We start from the raw sequence: 21,361 nt of genomic DNA, 5'->3' as shown, positions 1-21,361 counted from the left end.
GCTCGCGGAAAGCGCTGTCAGTATCAGTAGACGTCGCGGACGTAGCGTTTGTCTGCGGAAAGGCGCCTGACATAGGCGGTGGCCTCGTGGTCGTCCATTCTGCCGTGGGTGGCGGCGATGTCCTTGAGTGCCTGGTCGACGTCTTGGGCCATGCGTCCCGCGTCGCCGCAGACATAGAAGTGAGCCCCGTCCTGGAGCCACTGCCACAGGCGGGAGCCGTTCTCCCGCATCCGGTCCTGTACGTAGATCTTGTTGCGCTGGTCGCGGGAGAAGGCGACGTCGAGGCGGTCGAGGTGGCCGGATGCCTGGTTGGCCTCCAGGTCCTGGCGGTAGTAGAAGTCGGTGGCCTGGCGTTGCTCGCCGAAGAACAGCCAGTTGCGGCCGGTGTGGCCGCGGGCCTGGCGGTCTTCGAGGAACCCGATGAAGGGTGCCACGCCCGTGCCGGGCCCGACCATGATCATGGGGGTGGCGGGGTCGGCCGGCGGACGGAAGTGCGGTGAGCGTTGCACGAACACCTGCACCGGGCCGTCGTCCGCGCAGTCCGCGAGGTACGTCGAGCACACGCCTTTGCGTTCCCGGCCGAGGTCGTTGGTGTAGCGGACGACGGAGAGGGTGAGTCGGACCTCGCTGGGGTGGGCGAGCGGGCTGGAGGAGATGGAGTACAGCCGGGGCTGGAGACGCTTGAGGACACCGGTCCACTCCGCCGCGGAGGCGCGTACGGGGAACGCGGCGACCAGGTCGGCGGCCTGGCGGCCCCAGCTCCACCTGGCGAACTCGTCCTTGTTGTCGGGACGCAGCAGCCGCTTCAGGTCGTGGCTGCCGGTCCGTTCGGCCACGAACTTGAGCAGGTCGGTGGTGATGCGTGCGATGTCCAGGCGGGTGCGCAGGGCCTCGCTGAGCGGGATGTGTGTGGTGTCGCCGACGTCGACGGGCTCGTGGGGGTCGAGGCCGGTGACGGCGAGCCATTCGGCGACGAGCTCGGCGCCGTTGGCGGGCCACACGCCGAGGGCGTCACCGGCGTCGTAGGCGAGTTCACCGTCGCGGGTGTCGAAGGCGAACTGCCGCACTTCCTTCTGGGACCCGGGCAGGCTCAGCAGCCGGTTTCCGATCAGCAGGGTCGCGAACGGTGACGCCTTGGTGTAGCCGGAGGACGCGGGCGGGGATGGCTGGGCGACCGCGGGCGGGGCCGCCGGCGCCGTAGGTGCGGCGGTGGGGGCGGGGGCTGCGGTGCGGGTCCCAAGGGCGGTGTCGGGCTGCCGGTCGACGGCGGTGGCCAGGGCGGTGACGACCTGGTCGACCCACTGGTCGGCGGCCTCTTCGTAGTCGGGCTCGCAGTCGGTGCGGGCGACGAGCCGGGTGGCCCCTAGGGCGTCGAACCGTTCGTCGAGCCGGCGGCCGTATCCGCAGAAGTCGTCGTAGGTGGAGTCACCGAAGGCGAGGACCGCGTACCGGACCCCGTCGAGCCGGCCGGTGTCCGGGGCGGACAGTGCCTGCCAGAAGTCGGCGCCGTTGTCCGGGGCGTCGCCGTCGCCGAAGGTGCTGGTGACGACGAGCACATCGGTGTCGGCGGTGAGGTGCGCCGGGGCCGTGTCCGTCATCGGCAGCAGCTCCGGGGTGTGGCCCGATCCTGCGAGGCGGGCGGCGGCGGTGGCGGCGAACTCCTCGGCGTTGCCGGTCTGCGACGCCCACAGGATGGCCAGGCGGCGGGCCGGTGCGCCCGTGTCGGCTGCCGGTGCGGCAGCGGGCGCGAGGGCGGATGCGCCGCCGGTGGGCACCGTGACACGCGAGAACTTTCCGGCGAGGACTCCGTTGACCCACAGGGCGTGGCCGGGGTCGAAGGGCGCGCTCGGCGGCAGTACGGGGACGCTGCCGTCGGGCGGGGTCAGGGCCATTCCGGAGAGGTATCCGGCGAGATAGCGGCGTTCCGGCTCGGCCAGGGCCACCGGGGCGAGATCGGTGATGCCGAACAGGGCGGCGAGCTCGTGGACGGCCGGGTCCGAGGCGCCCGCCGTGGCCGGAACGGGGGGCACGGGGGCTCCTCCCCGGTGCTGAAGGCCCGCCGCATCGGCGGTGGCCGGGCCGGCCTCGGGCTCGGCGCTCGGGAGTGCCGCCAGGGCGGGGGCTGCGGTTTTGGCGAGCGTGACGGCGCAGGCCTTGAACTCGGGCTGGAAGGAGATCGGGTCGACGGCGTCGTTGGTGACGGCGTTGATGCTGAGGTATTCGCCGAACAGGTCGTTCCAGTGGAAGGGGGCGAAGCAGGTGCCCGGCCGGACCCGGTCGGTGACCACGGTGGGCAGTACGGCACGACCGCGGCGGGAGGCGACCTCCAGGTGATCGCCCTCATCGACGCCGAGCGCGTCGGCGTCCTCGGGATGGACCTCCACGAACGGGCCGGGGTTGAGCTTGGCGAGCTTGGCCACCTTGCCGGTCTTGGTCATCGTGTGCCACTGGTGCTGCAGGCGACCGGTGTTGAGGACGAACGGGTAGTCGTCGTCGGGGAGTTCGGCGGGCGGCAGGTGCAGGCGGGCGAAGAACTGCGCGCGTCCGCTCGCGGTGGGGAAGGCCAGGCGGGGGCGGGTGCCGTCCTCGCGTTCCAGGAGGCTCTGGCTGATGCCGTCGTTGAGGTAGCGGATCGGGTTGCGGTCCGGTCCGTCGGCGGTCGGCGCCGGCCACTGGACCGGCGTGGTGCGCAGCCGCTCATAGGTCACGCCGCGTACATCCCAGCCGGTCTTGGGATTCCACGCCTGCTTGAGCTCCTCGAACACCTCCTCGGCCGAGGCGTAGCTGAACGCCTCGGCGAAGCCCATCTCGCAGGCCACCCGGGCGATCAGTTTCCAGTCGGGCAGCGCTTGTTCCGGCGGGTCGACGACGCCTTGCACGAGGGTGAGGTTCCGCTCGGAGTTGATCATGATGCCGTCGGACTCCGCCCACAGCGTCGCGGGCAGTACGACATCGGCGTAGGCGTTGGTTTCGGTCTCGGCGAAGACGTCCTGGGTGATGACGAGTTCGGCGGCCTCCAGACCGGCGATGACGGTCTTGCGGTTGGCGACCGAGGCGACGGGGTTGGTGCAGATGATCCAGCACGCCTTGATGTCGCCGGCGGCCATCTGCTCGAACATCTCGACCGTGCCGCGCCCGACCTCGGTACGCAGGGTGCCCTCGGGGATGTGCCACAGGTTCTCGATGTAGGCCCGCTCGGCGTCGACCAGAACGGAACGCTGACCGGGCAGTCCGGGGCCCATGTAGCCCATCTCGCGGCCGCCCATGGCGTTGGGCTGCCCGGTCAGTGAGAAGGGGCCGGAACCCGGGCGGCAGATGGCGCCGGTGGCGAGATGCAGGTTGACCAGGGCGTTGGTGTTCCAGGTGCCGTGGGTGGACTGGTTGAGGCCCATGGTCCAGCAGCTCATCCACTCGCCGGCCTCGCCGATCCACCGCGCGGCCTGGCGGATGTCGCTCTCAGCGAGGCCGGTGATCTCCGCGACCCGGTCGGGCGGGTAGTCCGCGAGGAAGGCGGGCATCTCCTCCCAGCCGTCGGTGAACTCGGCGATGAACCCCTCGTCGGTGTGGCCTTCGGCGACCAGCAGGTGCAGCAGGCCGTTGAGCAGAGCCAGGTCGGTACCGGGCCTGATCTGCAGGAAGAGATCGGCCTTGTCGGCGGTGGCGTTGCGGCGCGGGTCGACGACGATCAGCTTGGCTCCGGCCTTGACCCGATCCATCATGCGCAGGAACAGGATCGGGTGGCAGTCCGCCATGTTGGCGCCGATCACGAAGAACACGTCCGCCTGGTCGAAGTCCTGATAGGAACCCGGTGGACCGTCCGCGCCCAGCGACAGCTTGTAGCCGGACCCTGCGGAAGCCATGCACAGCCGGGAGTTCGACTCGATCTGATTGGTGCGCACAAAGCCCTTGGCCAGCTTGTTCGCCAGGTACTGCGCCTCGAGGGACATCTGCCCGGACACGTAGAAGGACAGCGCGTCCGGCCCGTGCTCGTCCAGGATCGCCCGCAGCCGGCCGCCGACCGCCGATATCGCCCGGTCCACATCCGTCTCGGCCGGGTCGGCGCCACGCTCGGCACGTACCAGTGCCTTCCCCACGCGCCCGGATGCGGCCATCATGTCCGCGCTCGTCGCCCCCTTGGTGCACAGACGGCCGAAGTTGGTGGGGTGGGCTTTGTCGCCCGAAGCCTTCGCCGCTCGGCGTCGTCCGTCGGACGGGTCCCTCGCCACATCCAGCACGATCCCGCAGCCCACCCCACAGTACGAGCAGACCGTGCGGACACCCCCGTCCGTCGAGCCAGCGGCCACCGAACCTCCACCTCCGCGGTGCGTGTACCTTCCCGAGCCGGGACGCGCCGCCGACGGCTGGGCACCCCGTAACCAGCACCGTAGAAAGATCGCGTTTCCGACCCGTCACACCTCGGGAACATCCAGGGTTACGCACCACACACACGAGGGGTCGCCTCCGTGTGAGGCCCCCGGCCCGCGCGATCGCGAAGGCCCGCCGACGCACTCCGCAGCCTTCGCCGCCGTTGGCGCGTTGACAGGAAAACGCGCTGGTCACGGCACATGTGGCGGGCCTGGTGATCATCCATCGGCCCAGGTGGGTGCCGGCCTGTGGGGCGTCCGGATCTCGGCATCGGGTGCACGAGCCGACGCTCTCGCGCGGCCGTCGATCTGCGGTCAGCGCCTCGGCAGCGTCTCCTGCAGCCAGTCGAAGACGATGTCGGAGTGCTGTTGCGGCGCCATGGGCGAGCAATGCAGCTGCGCGCCGGTGGCCGAGGTGAGTTTCATGTAGTCCTTGGGAGAGGTCAGCTTGTCGAACATCTGGCGCGGCTGTCCGGGATAGAACTGCTCGTGCTCGTAGTCGAGGACCAGGGTGGGCATGGTGATGCGGCCCACGATGTCCGTGATGGTCAGTGCCTCGATGCGCTTGGCCGGGGTGTAGAAGTCGGTGAAGACCTTGCCCTCGCGGGCCGCGAGCATCGCCGGGACGGAGAAGGGCTCGAACCGCTTCGTCATCGTCGCGGTGGCGGCCGCGGGGAGCTCGGGGACGACCTCCTTGTTCCAGATGTTGTTGGTCTCCGCCTTGTCCGGGGTGAGGATCTTCCGGATCTCCGGCGGAAAGCCCCACCAGGGTTCCAGGCATCCCGGCATCGCCACCACGGCGGCGATCCGCTTCTCGAAGGCCGCGGCCCGGGGGGCCAGGTTGCCCGCCATGCTCAGCCCGGTCAGGGCGATCCGCTCGGCGTCCACGTCGGAACGGGCGACCAGCCAGTCGACGAGCGGAGTGACCACCGTCTCCCAGCGCGGTGTGAAGACCGCACGGTTCACGAAGAGCAGCTGTCCCTGGCCCGGCCCGTCGTACACGAGGGCGTTCCAGCCGCGCTCCAGGGCCGCCGAGACGCCATAGGCCCACATGTCGATGTTTTGCCCGTCGCTGCCGTTCGTGAGGATCACCGTGGGGCGCGGCTCATCGGAGTCGTCCGGGCGGAAGAACCACACCGGCAGCGGGGTCTTCCCGTACGGGACGTTCGCCGTCACCGGCGCTGGGTCGCAGAGCTTGCAGAACGTGTCCCAGGCGCCGCGTCCCGCCCTGTAGAGCTGCTCCTCGCTGCTGGGGTTGTCGGAACCGAGGACGAAGAACAATGCCTGGGCGTAGTACTGAGCGGCCCGCAGCGCGCGAAAGCGCCTGGTCTGCCGGTCCGGCTTGCTGCCCTCGGGCGCTTCCAGCAACTGGTCGCCGAGCTTCTTGAAGGTTTCGACGTACGTCTGCGCGGACAGGCCGGCCTTGTTGATCGTGTTCACGGCGGTGAGCACCTCGCCCACCTCACTGCCGCTGAAACCGGCGCCGCCGAGGGCCCAGAGGCCCGTGAAGTTGAACGTCGGGTCCTTGAAGAGCGTCATCACACCGGGTGTGGCGCCGCCCGTGGAGCCCGTGGCCGAGACCGAAGGACGCGGAGCGGGCCGCCCTTGTGCGGTGGTGCTGTCCGAGGCCGTGCAACCGGCCGCCAGCACGGCCCCGGCGGCACCGACGAGTCCGGTGAGCGCGGTGCGTCGGGTCGGGTGGGATGCGTCCTGCGCTACGTGCGTCATGCCGGCTGACCGTAGGAGCTGCGACACCCGCATCTTCCTGCACGACACAGGCGGTTCCCCCGAACGGCCCGGGGGCCACGGTCAGCAACCGTGCGTCGCGGTCGGGTTGGCCAGGGTCGACCGCGGAATACCGGGCGGTCCACCACGGCGGATCGGAAGACGAGATGGCCGGCAAGGTCGGCGGCGGTGCCGAGGCGGTCGCCCTTCAGCCGGGGCTGTCCCGGGCGGCCGGAAGCAGCCCCTCAGCTGGTCCAGCACAGCCGGCAGTGAAGCGGATACGCCATGCGTCCGGCGAGATGGAGCGGACCGTCACGCTCCGGATCCCTGTTGCCCCGGGCCCGCGCCTGGAAGGCGCCCTCGACCCAACTTCCCCGAGAGCGGAGAGACCGTCTGCGGCCGACGCTAGGGCCTGTCGTTTCTTGGGCGGGGGGTGAGTGAAGCCAGCGCGGTGGGCTGCACCGCACCGGCGGCGGCCGAGCCGAGCAGCAGCTCGGTCAGGTCATGGGGCTGCGCCTGCTCACCCGTTGAAGCCGCTGCGGCGATCCGGTCCAGCCGGAAGCCGCGACCGGCCCGCCGCGTGCGGCACCAGGCGATGAGGTACCACCGGCCGTCGGCGGTGAGCAGTCCGGCCGGTTCCACGACGCGATCGCTTTCGCGTCCTGCCGCGTCGGTGTAGGACAGCCGCAGCACCATGTTTGTGGTGAGGGCCCGTTCGACTGCGGCGCGGACCTCGGAGTCGGTCCGCGACGGCAGCGCGACGATCCGTGCGGCGAGTTCCTGGGCCGCCGCCGAGGCGGGGCCGGTCATGGAGGCCGCGATCTTCTGGGATGCCGTGCGGGCCGCACTGGCGTAGGGGGTGGAGGCGTCGGCCGCAGCGAGCGCGGCGGCCAACGCGGAGGCTTCATCGGCTGTGAAGTGGATCGGGGGCAGGGTCATCGCCGGGTCGATCGACCAGCCCCCGCCACGCCCGGGTGTGGTCCGCACCGGGACACCGGCCTCCATCAGCGTCTGAAGGTCACGCTGCACCGTGCGCGTGCTGACCTCGAATCGCGCGGCGAGCGCCGCGACCGTCAGCGGTCGCGGCGCCGCCGCGCGCAACTCTTCCACCAGCGCATAGAGCCGAGCAGTGCGGTTCACGCCGCCGACGCTACCTTCCCGTGGTGGACAGGAAGTCCCGCTCGCGCCGCAGTTCCCGCTCGGTAATGGTCAGCGGGAAGAGGGTGAAGCCGTGCATCGCGCCGGCGACGACGCCGAGCTGCACAGGCGCGCCTGCCGCCTGCCACCGTTGGGCCAGGAACAGCGAGTCGTCCAGCAGCGGATCCTCGGTCCCGACGACGATCCGGGCGGGCGGCAAGCCGGCCAGGTCGGCGAACAGCGGTGAGATCTCGGGATCGCGGCGCTGTTCCGCCCCCATCCCCGGTGTGAACAGCTCATAGCTGCCCCGAATCGATTCGGTATTGCTCAGCAGCCGCTTTGACCCAAACGACCGCTGACTTGGTGTCATCGACAGGTCGTAGGGGCCAAAAAGCAGGTGAGCCGCCCGGAACGCGCCGGTGATGCCGTGCCGGTCGCGAAGGCGCAGCAGGGTCACGACACTCAGGTGGGCACCGGCCGACTCACCACCGATCAGCAGCCGTTGAGTGCCGAACTCGGCTGCGGCCCGGTCCACCAGCCACCGGGCGGCCGCTTCACAGTCGTCAGGCCCGGCGGGGAACGGGTGTTCCGGCGCAAGGCGGTACTCCACGCTGACCACGGCCAGCCGTGCCCGCTCGGCGAGCCGCCACAACCTCTCATCCTGCCCGTCCGCGGAGCCGAATGCCCAGCCGCCTCCGTGTATGTGCAGGTACACGCCGTCGACGTGGTCGGGTACGAACACCCGGACTTTCACCCCGCCCGCAATGACGCGGTCTTGGCCCTGCGGCAGTCTCACCGGTGGTGTGTCGCCACCGAGCCGGTTACGCCGCAGGGTGGCCAGCAGAGTGGCGTCCGGCATCCCTTCGCGAGCCGGGCGGCTCGCGGCAGCGGCGGCAAAACGCTCGTTGAACTTCAGGGTCTCGGCGAGGCAGTCCTCGTCTGTGATCGTCATGCTGTCGACAGTCGCAGCCGTCCGCGACAACGTCCTGTCACCCTTTCCTGGTGAGCTGTGTCACAGACCTGTCGCCTCACCTGTCGCTCGCACGCCGCGCGCCAGTCCGGGCTTCCTGAGCACCGAGGATCTCCTGCAACAGGTGTGGGACGAGAACGCCGCCCCGTTCACCAACACGGTGACCGTCACCATCGGCCGGTTGCGCCGCAAACTGGGCAGCCCACCGGTCATCACGCGGACGCCCGGGGTGGGCTACCGCATCGCCCGGTCGTCGCGGCGCCGACGTCGCAACAAGGCCTCAAGGTGAGGCGCAACGGACACGCCACCCCGGAACGTTCCTCCAGGGAATGGGCGCGGGTGGATATAAGTGATCGCACACAACGAAATCACCCAAGGGCGTGGCGCTGAGAAGGAAAGGTACGGCTGTGACTACTGCATCGTTCACAGGGAAAGTCGCGCTGGTGACGGGGGCGACCAGCGGCATTGGTGCGGCCGCCGCGGAGATGCTCGCCGAGCGCGGTGCGCACGTACTGGTGGCGGGCCGGGACCGGGGGCGCGGTGAGGGCGTCGTCGGAGCCATCCGGGAAAGCGGTGGCACGGCGGAGTTCGTGGCCGCCGACCTGCTGGACGCCGGCTCGGTCCGACAGCTGGCGCGGGACGCCGTCGAACGGGGCGGCCGGGTGGACATCCTGGTCAACAGCGCGGGCATCTACCCCTTCGGACCCACCGAGCACACATCGCAGAGCGACGTCGACGCCGTCTACGCGCTGAACGTGAAGGCTCCCTTCTACCTGGTGGCGGAACTCGCACCGGCGATGGCCGAGCGGGGCAGCGGGGCGATCGTCAACCTCAGCACCATGGTGGCCGAGCTCGGCTTCTCGGGATCGGCGCTTTACGGCTCGAGCAAGGCGGCCGTGAACCTGCTGACCAAGGCCTGGGCCGCCGAATACGGCCCGCGCGGGGTCCGGGTCAACGCCGTGCAGCCCGGTCCGACACGGACCGAGGGCACGGCGGGCATGGGGGATGACCTCGACGCCCTCGCCTCTCAAGCGCCCGCCGGACGGCCGGCTTCACCGAGGGAGATCGCCGAGGCGATCGCGTACCTGGCCGGCGACGCCGCGAGCTTCGTGCAGGGCGTGGTGCTGCCTGTCGACGGCGGCCGCACGGCCGTGTGAACCGCATACGTCCCTCCGCATGCGTCTTTCCGTGCGCGTCTTTCCGCGTGCGCCTTCCGCGCGCGATCCCACGTATTCGCATGCCGGGGCGGTATGCGGCCAGGCGCTCGTGGGGTCAGCGGGCCCTGGCCTCGTCGGCGTCCAGGCCGCGGTCGATGCCGTGGGGGACGACCCTCTGTCCGGGCTCGAGGTGCAGGCGCTTGCCGTCGAGAGAGACCTCGACCTGGTCCGGTTCGAACGACACCAGGTCACCGATCCGCTCAACCTCCCCGTAGGCGTTGCGGTACGACCAGGCGGCGCGGTGGACGTCGCCGATGTCGTAGTAGTCGCACAGGCCCTTGTACGGGCAGAAGGTCTGGCCTTCGACGGGGCGCAGCTGGGTCTCGTCGATGTCGGCACGTGGGACGTACCAGCGCGGGGCGAATCCGGACTCGAAGAGCACGACGGGGTGTTCCGAGCGGTCGATCACGGTGTCTCCGAGGCGGACCTCCAGAGTGCGGGAGGTGTTGCGGATGTCGATGCGGTGGTAGGGGTCCGCGGCGTGTCCGAGGATGCGTTCGTCCTCTTCGTAGAAGGCGTCCATCGCGCGCCACGCGAAGGCGATGCGGCCCTGGAGTTCGGCGGCGTGCCCGGGAAGTGCGGTGAATGCCCAGGCGGCGCGTTCGGTGGTGCGGTCGTTGGCGTGCACCGCGTACCAGGCGGTGTCGCCGAGGTCCTTGTGGTGGGTGGTCTTGCCGCTTGCGGCCAAGGCCTGCGCGTCGATGTCTTCGCGGGGGAAGTAGGCGACGGGGTAGCGGCCGGGCTCGTGCAGCAGGATGACGTTCTCGCTGTCGGCGATCCAGGTGTCGTGGCACTTCACCCGCATGCGGCGGCGCAGCCGCTCGGTGAACAGGAGGCGTTCGGGCAGCGGTTCGGGGGTCAGGAAGTGTCCGATCGCTTCGGCGGAGAGGGGTCCTTGCTGCCAGGACAGTCCCATGGCGGGATCCTTCCGGGTGCGGGGTGGGCAGGAGTCCGCACCCCAGGGTGTGGGTGGTTGTTGTTGACGGTCAGGGCGTGCAGGAGTAAGCGCGGCCGTCCGCGCTTGCGTGCTGGACGGCGTTGCCGGCCGGTTCCGAGACGCAGGCCCGGATGTCGTCGCGGCGTCGGGACCCGCCTTGGGTGCCGAGGGCCTGCCTCGCGAAGTTGCGGGCGGTACGAACTCTCTGCGGGGCGGCGCTGAGGGCGTGTTGGGCGAGGTGTCGCATGGCGGGTCCTTTGCCGGCGGCGGCGGGAGGGGTGTGGTGGCCCGCGGCCGCCCCGGCTCCCTGCGCGTCAGGCGAGGGCGCGGGCACGGGCGAGGAAGCCGCGCATGTGCTCGGTGATGGTCTCGAGGTGGCTCTCCAGGGCGAAGTGCCCGGACTCGAGCAGGTGGATCTCGGCGTGGGGCAGGTCCTGGGCGAATGCCTTGGCGCCGTCGGGGCCGAAGATCTCGTCGTTCGCGCCCCAGACCGCCAGCAGCGGGACCTGCGAGTCGCGGAAGTACTGGTGGACCCGCGGGTAGAGGTCCACGTTGGTCGGGTAGTCGCGGAAGAGCTTGAGCTGGATCTCGTCATTGCCGGGGCGGTCCAGCAGCGCCTGGTCGTGGACCCAGTTGTCGGGGCTGACCAGGCTCGGGTCAGCGACTCCGTTCACGTACTGCCAGCGGGTGATTTCGGGGGTCAGGGCGCCGCGCATGGAGGCTTCGGTGTCCGGTCCGGGCGCCTGTGCGTAGGCGAAGACGCCGTCCCAGAAGGGCTTGACGAAGCCCTCTTCGTAGGCGTTGCCGTTCTGCGTGATGATCGCGGTGACACGGTCGGGGGCATGGAGGGCGAGCCGCCAGCCGATGGGAGCGCCGTAGTCCTGTACGTACATCGCGAACCGGTCGATGCCCAGGTGGTGGAGCAGTCCGGAGGTGACGTCGGTGAGGGCCTCGAAGGTGTACGGGAAGTCCTGCAGGGCCGGCATCGCGGACTGGCCGAACCCGATGTGATCGGGGGCGATGACGTGGTAGCTGTCGGCGAGCGCCGGGATCAGGTGGCGGAACATGTGCGAGCTGGTCGGAAAGCCGTGGAGGAGGAGCACGGCGGGTGCCTTCGGGTCGCCGGCTTCCCGGTAGAAGACCTCTAGATCGTTGACAGTGGCGGTGCGGTGGTGAACTGCGGAGACCATGTCTATAACCTCTCTATCGACCTTTAGTGGTTACATATCCAGTCGAGCACGATCGACCTAACCTGTCAAGGCTCTTTTGCTGGTTAGATGACGGTTGTGGTCGGGGACGCCTGCGCGTCGGGACGGCAGGACATCGACCCGCCTCAAGCCTCCGCCCGCAAACGGCCGCCAGCCAGCACAGTCACCCTTCAGGCCCCGCCTTCAGGCCGGCCCTGCCTTCAGACCCCGCCTTCAGGCCCTGCCTTCCTGCCACGACTGTTGAGCGTCCGGCCGGCGCAGCGCCGCAGTCGAGGGAACCGAGCGGGTAACCTGTCAAGCGAACCAGTACGGTTAGGAGGTGTGATGGTGGCCGGTCGAGAACAGCAGGACGCACTGCTGGAGCTCCTCAACACCACGCCGGTGGTCAACGGCGTAGCCCAGGACCAGCTCGCAGACCCGGAAGCCGCCAGGTCCTGGCAGCTGGCCCACGGCGGCAGCGGCACCACAGACGAGCTCCGAAGCCTTGTGCAGGCGCGCGATGCCCTGCAGGACGTGGTGCGCGGCAGCCGGCCCGCCACGTCGCTGGCCCCGCTCCTGAAAGGCGTCACCTCCCTCCCGCGCCTCTCGTCTGCGGGGGTGTCGTGGGAGCTGGACGCCCCTGCGGAGCGCCGAATGGCGGTAGCGGCGGTCATGGCATGGAGCACGCTGCAGGAGACGATGCCCGGTCGGCTGCGGGCGTGCGCCAACGCGGAGTGCCGACTGTTCCTCCTCGACCGCAGCAAGCCCAACAAGGCCCGCTGGTGCTCGATGGCCGTCTGCGGCAACCGCATGAAGGCGAGGCGCCACTACCAGCGCACCCGCGACGCAGCAGCCGAGTGACTCCGGCAGCCCCCGGACACGCGGCGGGGGCTCGACCCTTCGCGGCAGGACCACTGCCCGACCAATGCCCTGCTTCGGTGTTCACCTTGGCAGCCCCTGCCGCCGCAGGCCGGCGGTTCGCCGGCTCGGCCCGCGCAGGTTCGAGATCGGGGTCCACCAGGTACAGGCCTTGCACCGAGCCGTGCACGGTTCGGCGCCGGTGAGACCGACTCCATGATTCGTGATCAGGGAATCGCGGCGAGACCGGCACAGAACTAGCATCGGCCCCAGCGCACAGATCACAGCGCCATGAGGGGCTGCCCCGCCGGCCACCCCACAGGAGGGTCCGCGATGGCGATGCTGCTGTCCGTCAATGTAGGAATCCCCAAGGACGTCTCCTGGCAGGGAAAGACCGTCCACACCGGAGCCTGGAAGTCTCCCGTGCACGGTCCCCGGATGGTGCGGCGGCTGAACATCGACGGAGACGGTCAAGGGGACCTGGCCGGGCACGGCGGCGAAATTCGTGCCGTCCTCGTCTACCAGCTGCAGTCCTACCAGTACTGGCAAAGGAAACTCGGTCGCGACGACCTGACCTTCGGGATCTTCGGGGAGAATTTCACGGTCGACGGCTTGCCCGACGACGACGTGTGCATCGGCGATCGGTACCGCATCGGCGAGGCCGAATTCGAAGTCACCCAGCCGCGCGTCACCTGCTACCGCGTCGGCATGCGCCTGGGCCAACCCACCATGGCCTCCCTGCTGGTCGCCCACCACCGCCCCGGCTTCTACCTGCGCGTCCTCGCCGAGGGGCGCGTCCAAGCCGGCGACGAGATCACCCTGACCCGCAAGGGTCCCGAAGAAGTCAGCGTCGCCGACACCGACGCACTGCTTTACCTCCCCGACCGCGACCCCGCCAAGCTGCGTAAAGCACTGAACATCCCTGCCCTCAGCCCCGGATGGCAGCAGTCTTTCCGTGAACTCGCCGCCGCCCAGCAGCCCAAACAGGAACCGGGATGGCCGGGCGAACTCGCCGGCACCCAGCAGCCCGGAGAAGAACCGGGATGGCCGGGTTTCCAGGCCATGCGCGTCGCCCGCATCGTCCCCGAGACCCCCACCGTCTCGTCGATCTACCTCGACACCACCGACAACACGCCCCTACCCGAGGCCCGCCCCGGCCAGTACCTCTCCCTCCGCCTCGCCGTCGGCGGTGCCGCGCCCGCAGTGCGCAGCTACTCCCTGTCCTCCGCGCCCACGGCCGGCACCTACCGCATCAGCGTCAAGCGCGAGCCCCAGGGACAAGTCAGCAGCTACGTCCATGCCTCGCTCCACCCCGGGGACCTCGTGGACATCGCAAGCCCCCGCGGAACGTTCGTGCTCGAAGACGGCACCCACCCGGTCGTCCTCATCTCCGCGGGGATCGGTGCCACTCCCGTGCTCGCCATGCTCCACCAACTCGCCGACGCACAAGACCCACGCCCCGTCTGGTGGATCCACGCCACTCACGACCGAGGCCACCACGCCTTCGCGGACGAGACCCACGCGCTCCTGGCGCAACTCCCCCACGCCCACGAGCACATCTACTACACCGCCGAAGCCGCCCCACATCCCGACGAGCCCCACATCACCCAGGGGCGTCCGACCGCCCCCTCACTCGCGGCCATGGGCATTCCCACCGACGCCGACGCCTACCTCTGCGGACCGCCCGCTTTCATGGACGACCTCGGCGGTTACCTGCGCGCTCACGGCCTGCTCCCCGAGCGGATCCATACGGAACAGTTCAGCGCGCTCCCCGCCATCAATCCCGGCGTAGCGTCCGCGGCCGCGATCCGGCCGCACCAACCGCCCGGCCCACCGGCCACCGGCCCCCTCATCACCTTCGCCCGCAGCGGCATCACCACCCCATGGTCACCCGCTCACGCGTCACTCCTCGATCTCGCCGAAGCCTGCGACATCCCCACCCGCTGGTCCTGTCGCACCGGCGTCTGCCACACCTGCATCACCCACCTCGTGGCAGGCGACATCGCCTACACCACCCAACCCCTCGAACTCCCCGAGGCCGGCACGATCCTCGTCTGCTGCAGCAAACCGACCACCGAAGTCGTCCTCGACCTCTAAGACCACCACCAGTGGGTGGCAGATCGGACGGGGATCTGCCACCGCCTGGTCGGACCGTCCATTCCTTGGGGCCATCGGAATCGCTGACTCATCGACACGAGTGCGGGGCGGGTCATTTCTCGCGGCCCCGGCGCTGACGCGGCAGCCGCCTACCGTGCAGACTCCGCCGACACGTCGGGCTCCGCGGCCGCTCGGCTCCGTCGTGCGTCCTCCGGGGCCTGTGCCTGCGCCTTCCCCCGCATCCGCGACACGGCGACCCCGGACAGGCAGAGGAGGCCACCGAGGAGCGTCAGCCAGCCGGGCACCTCGCCGAGGAACAGCCACGACATGAAGACGACGAGCACCGGGACCGCGTAGGTCGTGGCGCCCATCTTCCCGGCGGTCGTACGAGACAGTGCGTAGGCCCACGTGGTGAACGCAAGGGCCGTCGGGAAGACGCCCAGGTACACCATCTGCAACGTCGCCGACACGGGAGCCTGGCTCACCTGGGACACCAACTGCCCGGCGAACGGCAGGCATGCCACCGCTCCGGCGAGCGCACCGAACGTCGTCACCTGTATCGGCGTGGCGTGCTTCAGCGTCGGCTTCTGCACCACCACACCCACCGCGTACACCACCGCCGCGAACAGGCACAGCAGCACGCCGATGAGAGACGACTCTCCCCCGCCGGACATGGACAGTCCGACCACCACGGCCCCGACGAACGACACCGCCACGCCCGCCATCAGCCTGGGCGGGAAGCCCTCCTTCAGCAGCCAACCGCCCAGGATCGCCATCAGGATCGGCCCGACATTGACGATCAAGGAAGCCGTTCCGGCATCCACGTGATGCTCACCCCAGTTCAACGCAACCGTGTACGCGCCGAACCACAGGACTCCCGAGGTGATGATGCCGGGCCAGGCCTCGCGGGGCGGGAACCCACCACGCCGAGCCAGCAGGATGGCGCTCAACACGACAGACGCCACCGCAAGCCTGCCGAAGGCGAGCGCGCCCGGCCCGAAATGCGCACCGGAGCTGCGGATCGCGATGAACGACGATGCCCAAAGGATCACGGTGACGGAGGCTGCGGCAAGCGCGCGGCCGTCCGCCCTGCTCGCCGACCCGGTATCGCCATCCGCCGCTGTTGTTCCCACCCGCCGACTCACGGTGGCGTCCTCCCAGAGCTCTCTGCGCGCGCCCTGCGCGCGCACGTGAGATGCAAGCTTGCAAGAGGCGACGCTCTGGTGACAACCGAGTAGCGGGGCTTGTGGGTTGGGGCTGGGGTCGGGGTTCCCGAGGGCGGAGTGGCTCCCGCGTACGGACGCGCCGCGATGGCCGAGGCGGCGCCGGTGCGTTCTGCTGGTCCTTCTCAGTCCATCAAGTCCATCAAGTTCCTCAAGTCCATCAAGTCCCTCACATCAGCACTATTTCATCGAGGTTTCACCGCCTCGCGAAAGAGTTCGGCACGTCGCGTCGGGTCCCCGGTGCGCCCTCGCCCCGGGCCCGGCCCATGGGAGTGGCCTGTGCCGTTCCCGACGGCGAGAACCGAACGGAAAAAAGCGAGTTGCCCCGTGAGTGAGACCCCTCAGTTGGACCCCCGAGAGGGCTCTGGCGAGACCGGCCCCACCCAGCCGCTCCCGCAGGGAACCCCGGACCCGGGACCCGCGGCGCCGGCCCCGGGCCAGGCACCGCCTCCTATGCCGGGCCATGCGCCGCCGCCGATCCCGGACCGGGCGCCGGGCGCGCCCTCTGCCTGGTCGCAGACGGTTCCGGCGACGCTGCCGCAGAACGGCGACCCGGCCGCGGGGCGGGCGCGCGGCAGTGCGCGGCCCTGGCTGATCGGTGGCGGCGCGGTGCTCGCCGTGGCCGCGATCATCGGTGTGGTCGTCGCCACGTCGGGAGGCGACGGCAAGAGCAGCGCGTCGGAGAAGTCCTCCGCCGCTCCGGGCGGCGCCGCCAAGCCGCCGGGGCCCGGGTCGGCGGAAGCCACGGGGAAGACCTACACCAAGGTTCCCGAAGGCTGCGAGCTGATCAAGGCGTCCACCATCGCCCGCATCGCGCCCGGAACCGAGTGCAAGCCGTCGCAGTTCGACAACGCCACCATGGCAGCGATGATCACCAGGATGCCGAGCTGGAAAACGCCCTTCGGCTCCGGCGGCGCACTCCTCGACCTGGACGTGAACCTCTCGGTCGCCCCAGCGGCGAAAGGCATGTACGACATCCACAAGAAGACCGCTCTCACCGGCTTGGGCAAGGTACGCAAGGTCACCGACTCCCGGCCGCTCGGCGATCTCGGCGACGAGGCCCACGTCGTCCACGCCGTCGACAAGGAACCGATGAGCCTGGCCGAGGCAACGGTGATCGTCCGCGCCGGCAACGCCACGTACACCGTGGGCTACACCTACGACATCGAACGCTCCGGCATGAACCAGCAGCAGTCCGAGGACGCCGCGATCGCCGCCGCCCGCGATGTGCTCGGCTCGCTCGGCTGACCCCGGCCGCCGCGAAGTGGAGACACCCGAACACGGCGGCAGCGGCGCGACGCTGCCGCAGACCCGTCAGCGCACCACTCTCCCGCAGCCGCACGCCCTGGTCCCGGCCCCGCTACAGCCGGGGCCGGGCCGGATCGGCCCGTACGAGGTCTTCCAACTCCTCGGCGAGGGCGGCATGGGCCGGGTCTTCCTGGCCAGGTCGCCCGGCTCGCGCCTGGTCGCGCTGAAGGTCATCCGGCCCGAGTACGCCGAGACGCCGAACTTCCGCGGGCGCTTCCGGCGCGAGGCCGACGCCGCCCGGAAGGTGAGCGGCTTCTTCACTCCGCCGGTGCTCGACGCGGACGCCGACTCCCCCCAGCCCTGGCTGGCCACCGCCTACATCCCCGCACCCTCCCTGCACGACGTCGTACGAGGCTTCGGTGTGCTGCCCGAGCCGGCCCTGCGGGCTCTGGGCACCGGCCTCGCGGAGGCGCTGCTGGCGATCCACGCCGCCGGCATCGTCCACCGCGACCTCAAGCCCGGGAACGTGCTGGTGGCCGAAGACGGGCCCCGCGTCATCGACTTCGGTATCAGCCGGGCGGCGGATGCGACGCAGCTGACCCGGACGGGCGCCGTGATGGGGACGCCCGGATTCATGGCCCCCGAGCAGATCGTGTCGAGCCGCGAGGCCGGACCGGCAGCCGATGTCTTCTCCCTCGGCTGTGTCCTGGTCTTCGCGGCCACCGGCCGGGGCCCCTTCGGCACCGGAAACACTGCCGAGATCCTCTACCGGGCCGTTCACGCCCCGCCCCAGCTGACCGGTGTACCCGACGCGCTGCGTCCCCTGGGGGCGGCCTGCCTGGACAAGGACCCCGCCCGCAGGCCGTCCGCCACCGCGGTGCTGGCCGCACTGGGTCCCGCCGAGCCCTCCGCGCTGCTCACGCCGGGTCTGCGGGAGGATCTTGCCAGGCGGGAGGCGCACGCCGCCGTCCTGGTGACCGCGCCTCCAGTGCCCATCACCCCGCTGGTCACGGCGGCTCCGAGCGGGCCGAGCCGCCGCCGCTTCCTGTGGCTCACCGCGGCCGGCGGCACCGCGGCAGCGGCCGCGGGCGCGGCGGCCCTGGCCGGGTGGGGGGCGAAGCCCGGCCGCACCCCGGGCCGTGGCAGCGCCGGCGGCACCGCGGTCCGGCCCGGCGTCAAGGTGCCCCCAGGACCGAAGCCGCAGTGGTCGAGCCCGCTACGGCGCCTGCAGAACGGACAGCTGCGGCTGCTCGGCGACACCCTGGTGCAATGGGACCAGACCACGGCGATCGGCTATGACACCGCGACCGGTAAGGAACGGTGGACGGCCGCGCCCCGCGTGCCGTCCGACGTCAGCGGCAAGCCCTCCTGGCTCGGCGTCCAGGGGTCGACGCTGTACGCCACGGCCTGGGGCGACCGCGGCTATCTGCTCGGCCTGGACGGCAACGGCAAGCTGAAGTTCAGCCACCCGGTCACCGAACCGGAGGAGGGGACCTCCTTCAGCGACCACATCCAGGACGTCTTCTGCGTCGCCGACTCGGTCGCCCTCCTCGGCACCTCCGGCGACCAGGGGTACGGCGTGTGCGCCGTGGACCTCGCCGCGGGGAAGGTGTTGTGGTCCCGAAAGGTGGCCGGCAGCGACTTCCATGCCTCCTCCGACGGACGCCTCTGCTTCCTGCACGACGGCGGCACCGTCCACGGCCTTGGCCTGCGGACCGGCGAGGTGCGCTGGACGGTCCGGGACGTCGTCAGGCCCGGCGACTACCCGGACTTGGCCACCGACGGGAACGCGCTGCTCGTCACCAGCACCAAAGTGCAGGCGTTCCACGCCACCGACGGCCGCAAACTGTGGACTGCCGTGGACGAGCCGACCAACCTCAATCCCACCACGGTCCGGCGTAAGCGGGCCTATGTCGTGGACGGCCAGGCCACCGTCTTCGCCCTCGACACCAGCAACGGCAAGCAGCTGTGGCACACCGCGAGTCCGCTGCCCCTCGACCCCGGCGGCGCATCCGATCCGGGCCCCTCCGTCTCCTCGTCCCTGCTGGCATACCCCCTGTTCAGCGCCGACACCCCGGGCTTCATCGTCCTGCGCGCCACGGACGGCAAAGTCCTCTGGGCGCACCAGGGTTCCGGCGCTGAAACCAAGAACAAGAGCAGCGCGTGGCGGGTGCAGATCACCGGCACCACCGTCTACGCCGCATCCGACACCACCCTCTACGCCTTCCGGAGCGCCGCCCGATGACCACGCCGACCGCACAGGCCGACACCGCCGCCCCGCACATCGGGCCGTACCGAGTCATCCGGGAACTCGGCGCGGGCGGCATGGGCCGCGTCCATCTGGCCGCGTCGCGCAGCGGCCGTGCCGTCGCCGTCAAGGTCGTACGTCCCGAATTGGCCGCCGATCCCGACTTCCGGCGGCGCTTCAAGGCCGAGGTGGACGCGGCACGCGCCGTCAGCGGAGCCTTCACCGCGCCCGTCGTCGACGCCGACCCCGAGGGGCCGCAGCCCTGGCTGGCCACCGCGTACATCCCCGGCCCCTCGCTCGCCGACGCCATCGAGGCGCACGGGCCCATGCCCGAGGCCACCCTGCGTGTGCTCGGCGCGGGCCTGGCCGAGGCGCTGGCCGCCATCCACCGCGCGGGACTGATCCACCGCGACCTCAAGCCGTCCAACATCCTGCTCACCTTCGACGGGCCCAGAGTCATCGACTTCGGCATCAGCCGGGCCGTCGACGGCACCGTGCTCACCGCGGAGGGCCAGATCATCGGGTCGCCCGGCTTCATGTCGCCCGAGCAGTCGACCGGCGCCGAACTCACGCCCGCCGGCGACGTGTTCGCCCTCGGCGCCGTGCTCGCCTACGCCGCCACCGGTACCCCGCCGTTCGGCACCGGCGCGGCCCACGCGCTGCTCTACCGCGCCACCCACGAGGCGCCCGAGCTGGACGGCGTCCCGCACGCCCTGCTGGGCACCGTCGCCGCCTGCCTCGACAAGGCCCCGGACCGGCGGCCGACCGTCGCGCAGTTGCAGGAGTGGCTGCGTCCGTCGACCACCGCGGGCTGGCTCGGCGCGGTCGAACTGCAGGTGGCCGAGTCGGAGCGCAGCCTTGGCGACGAGGTGCGCACTCCCCTGCTCAGTCGGCGCCGGATACTGCTCGGCGGCGCGGTGCTCGCCGCGGCCGCGGCCGCCGGAGGCACCGCCCTGCTGCTCCGCTCACGCGACGAGAAGGCGGCGGCCGCCCCCGAGCTCTCCTGGACCGGGGACCTCCCGCAGCCCGGCATGTCCCTGCTCACAGTGACCCCGTCCACTCTGCTGTGTGCCGGGAAGACCTCGGGGGCCTGCTTCGACCGGGCCACCGGCAAGCTCCTCTGGAAGGACGTCAGCGGCCAGAACATCGCCGCCCTCGCCGATAACAAGCGCGTCTACACGGTGCGTACCGACGGAAAGGTCCACGCCCTCGACGGCCGCACCGGAAAGGAACTGTGGGACGCGTCCCCGACCGGAACGGGCGCGCCACACCTGGATTTCGCCAGCGGCTCACTGGTCGTGACCATGGGCGACAACGGGCGCTTCCAGGGGCTCGACGCATCGACCGGCGAGGTGCGGTGGAAGTCGCCGGACATGGGCGCAATCTCGGCGGTCGGTACCACCCCGGCGGGCCGGCTGATCGTCTGGGGCAGGGCTGCGCAGACGTCCACGACCGCGAGTCTCAACGGATACACCGCCATCGCTTCGGACACCGGCGACCGGCTGTGGTCGAAGGACCTCGTCGCCCTCTACCCGCCGTCCAGGGGCAAGGTGCTCTATGCCATCGACGGCGACATGAACCTGCTCGCCCTCAACTCCGCCGACGGCGACACACTGTGGAGCAAGCGCACCGCACTGCCGTCGACGAACAGTCAGATCCTGATGTACGAGGGGTCCTTGAGCCTGCACGACACAACCCTGTTCTGCTACCCGGGCACCGGCGCCAGCGGCTCGACCAGCGGGCTGCTCGCGGCCTTCGACCCGGCGACGGGGAAGACCCTGTGGAGCGTGCGGACCGCCGCCCGGGGAAACCGGGGCTATGACGTGTCCGGCGCGACGGTCTGCTATCTCGACAAGGTTCTGCACGCCGTCGACTCCCGTACCGGAGCGGTCCGTTGGACGGCGGGTTCCGGCCTCGGCACGCTGCAGTTCCTGGGCGCCGTACGCAACCTCTTCCTCGCCGCAGGGCCGAAGGGGCTGTACGGCTTCCACGCCGAGACCGGCAAGCAAGTCTGGCAGTACCCGGTCAGCGGCGGCTCCGGCTCCTGGTCGGCGTTCCCGGTGGAGGACCACGTCTTCGCCAGTTGGTCCGGCAAACTCTTCTCCTTCTCGGTGCCCGAGGCGTAGCAGCCCGTGCCGCCCGACGGTGCG

The 21,361-nt window shown here is 70.5% G+C and carries 13 protein-coding genes and 1 pseudogene; 7 read left to right on the top strand and 7 right to left on the bottom strand.

Annotated elements, in window-relative coordinates; translation table 11 throughout:
- Positions 1-23: 23 nt before the first annotated feature.
- The 4 genes from ACZ4S3_RS10615 to ACZ4S3_RS10600 form a co-directional block, all read right to left on the bottom strand.
- The gene (locus tag ACZ4S3_RS10615; RefSeq protein WP_467930010.1) at positions 24-4,304 is read right to left on the bottom strand and encodes a molybdopterin-dependent oxidoreductase; all 4,281 of its coding nucleotides are present in this window, start codon (positions 4,302-4,304) and stop codon (positions 24-26) included.
- A gap of 375 nt (positions 4,305-4,679) precedes the next feature.
- Entirely contained in the window at positions 4,680-6,092 is a 1,413-nt protein-coding gene (locus tag ACZ4S3_RS10610; RefSeq protein ID WP_467930006.1) for an alpha/beta hydrolase family protein, read from the bottom strand.
- 402 nt (positions 6,093-6,494) lie between these two features.
- Positions 6,495-7,229 carry a helix-turn-helix transcriptional regulator gene (locus ACZ4S3_RS10605; RefSeq protein WP_467930002.1) on the bottom strand — a complete coding sequence of 245 codons (735 nt, stop codon included), beginning with the start codon at positions 7,227-7,229 and terminating at the stop codon, positions 6,495-6,497.
- Between the two features lie 10 nt (positions 7,230-7,239).
- Complete coding sequence (locus tag ACZ4S3_RS10600) at positions 7,240-8,178, bottom strand: alpha/beta hydrolase (RefSeq protein WP_467929998.1); 939 nt, start codon at positions 8,176-8,178, stop codon at positions 7,240-7,242.
- A gap of 97 nt (positions 8,179-8,275) precedes the next feature.
- On the opposite strand from ACZ4S3_RS10600, the pseudogene ACZ4S3_RS10595 reads away from it, so the two are divergent.
- A pseudogene (locus ACZ4S3_RS10595) lies at positions 8,276-8,485 on the top strand (winged helix-turn-helix domain-containing protein); the annotation flags it as partial.
- A gap of 118 nt (positions 8,486-8,603) precedes the next feature.
- The gene (locus ACZ4S3_RS10590; RefSeq protein ID WP_467929993.1) at positions 8,604-9,353 is read left to right on the top strand and encodes an SDR family NAD(P)-dependent oxidoreductase; all 750 of its coding nucleotides are present in this window, start codon (positions 8,604-8,606) and stop codon (positions 9,351-9,353) included.
- A 115-nt stretch (positions 9,354-9,468) separates the two neighbouring features.
- On the opposite strand, the gene ACZ4S3_RS10585 is transcribed toward ACZ4S3_RS10590, so the two are convergent.
- Positions 9,469-10,329 carry a DUF427 domain-containing protein gene (locus ACZ4S3_RS10585; protein ID WP_467929988.1) on the bottom strand — a complete coding sequence of 287 codons (861 nt, stop codon included), beginning with the start codon at positions 10,327-10,329 and terminating at the stop codon, positions 9,469-9,471.
- Positions 10,330-10,664: 335 nt separating this feature from the next.
- Positions 10,665-11,540, bottom strand: a complete 876-nt coding sequence (locus ACZ4S3_RS10580) for an alpha/beta fold hydrolase (RefSeq protein WP_467929986.1) — start codon at positions 11,538-11,540, stop codon at positions 10,665-10,667.
- Between the two features lie 342 nt (positions 11,541-11,882).
- On the opposite strand from ACZ4S3_RS10580, the gene ACZ4S3_RS10575 reads away from it, so the two are divergent.
- Both ACZ4S3_RS10575 and ACZ4S3_RS10570 read left to right on the top strand, forming a co-directional pair.
- The gene (locus ACZ4S3_RS10575) at positions 11,883-12,398 is read left to right on the top strand and encodes a CGNR zinc finger domain-containing protein (RefSeq protein WP_467929983.1); all 516 of its coding nucleotides are present in this window, start codon (positions 11,883-11,885) and stop codon (positions 12,396-12,398) included.
- A 330-nt stretch (positions 12,399-12,728) separates the two neighbouring features.
- Positions 12,729-14,492, top strand: coding sequence for an MOSC domain-containing protein (locus tag ACZ4S3_RS10570; RefSeq protein ID WP_467929981.1), 1,764 nt, complete (start codon positions 12,729-12,731; stop codon positions 14,490-14,492).
- Positions 14,493-14,641: 149 nt separating this feature from the next.
- Here the strand turns inward: ACZ4S3_RS10570 and ACZ4S3_RS10565 are convergent, their stop codons facing one another.
- A complete protein-coding gene (locus ACZ4S3_RS10565) occupies positions 14,642-15,625 on the bottom strand; it encodes a DMT family transporter (protein ID WP_467931519.1) in 984 nt (327 codons plus the stop codon).
- Between the two features lie 543 nt (positions 15,626-16,168).
- On the opposite strand from ACZ4S3_RS10565, the gene ACZ4S3_RS10560 reads away from it, so the two are divergent.
- Genes ACZ4S3_RS10560 through ACZ4S3_RS10550 form a run of 3 tightly spaced genes read left to right on the top strand, consistent with a single transcriptional unit; the run spans position 16,169 to position 21,337 of the window.
- Positions 16,169-16,963, top strand: coding sequence for a hypothetical protein (locus tag ACZ4S3_RS10560; protein WP_467929976.1), 795 nt, complete (start codon positions 16,169-16,171; stop codon positions 16,961-16,963).
- A 16-nt stretch (positions 16,964-16,979) separates the two neighbouring features.
- On the top strand, positions 16,980-19,208 hold the full coding sequence (locus ACZ4S3_RS10555) for a protein kinase domain-containing protein (protein ID WP_467929974.1): 2,229 nt from the start codon (positions 16,980-16,982) through the stop codon (positions 19,206-19,208).
- Positions 19,205-21,337 carry a protein kinase domain-containing protein gene (locus ACZ4S3_RS10550; RefSeq protein WP_467929970.1) on the top strand — a complete coding sequence of 711 codons (2,133 nt, stop codon included), beginning with the start codon at positions 19,205-19,207 and terminating at the stop codon, positions 21,335-21,337. Before ACZ4S3_RS10555 ends, ACZ4S3_RS10550 begins: the two co-directional genes overlap by 4 nt.
- The last annotated feature ends 24 nt before the right edge of the window (positions 21,338-21,361 follow it).

This window comes from Streptomyces sp. NPDC028368 (assembly GCF_055565615.1).
This window is presented reverse-complemented; position numbering and strand designations above follow the sequence as displayed.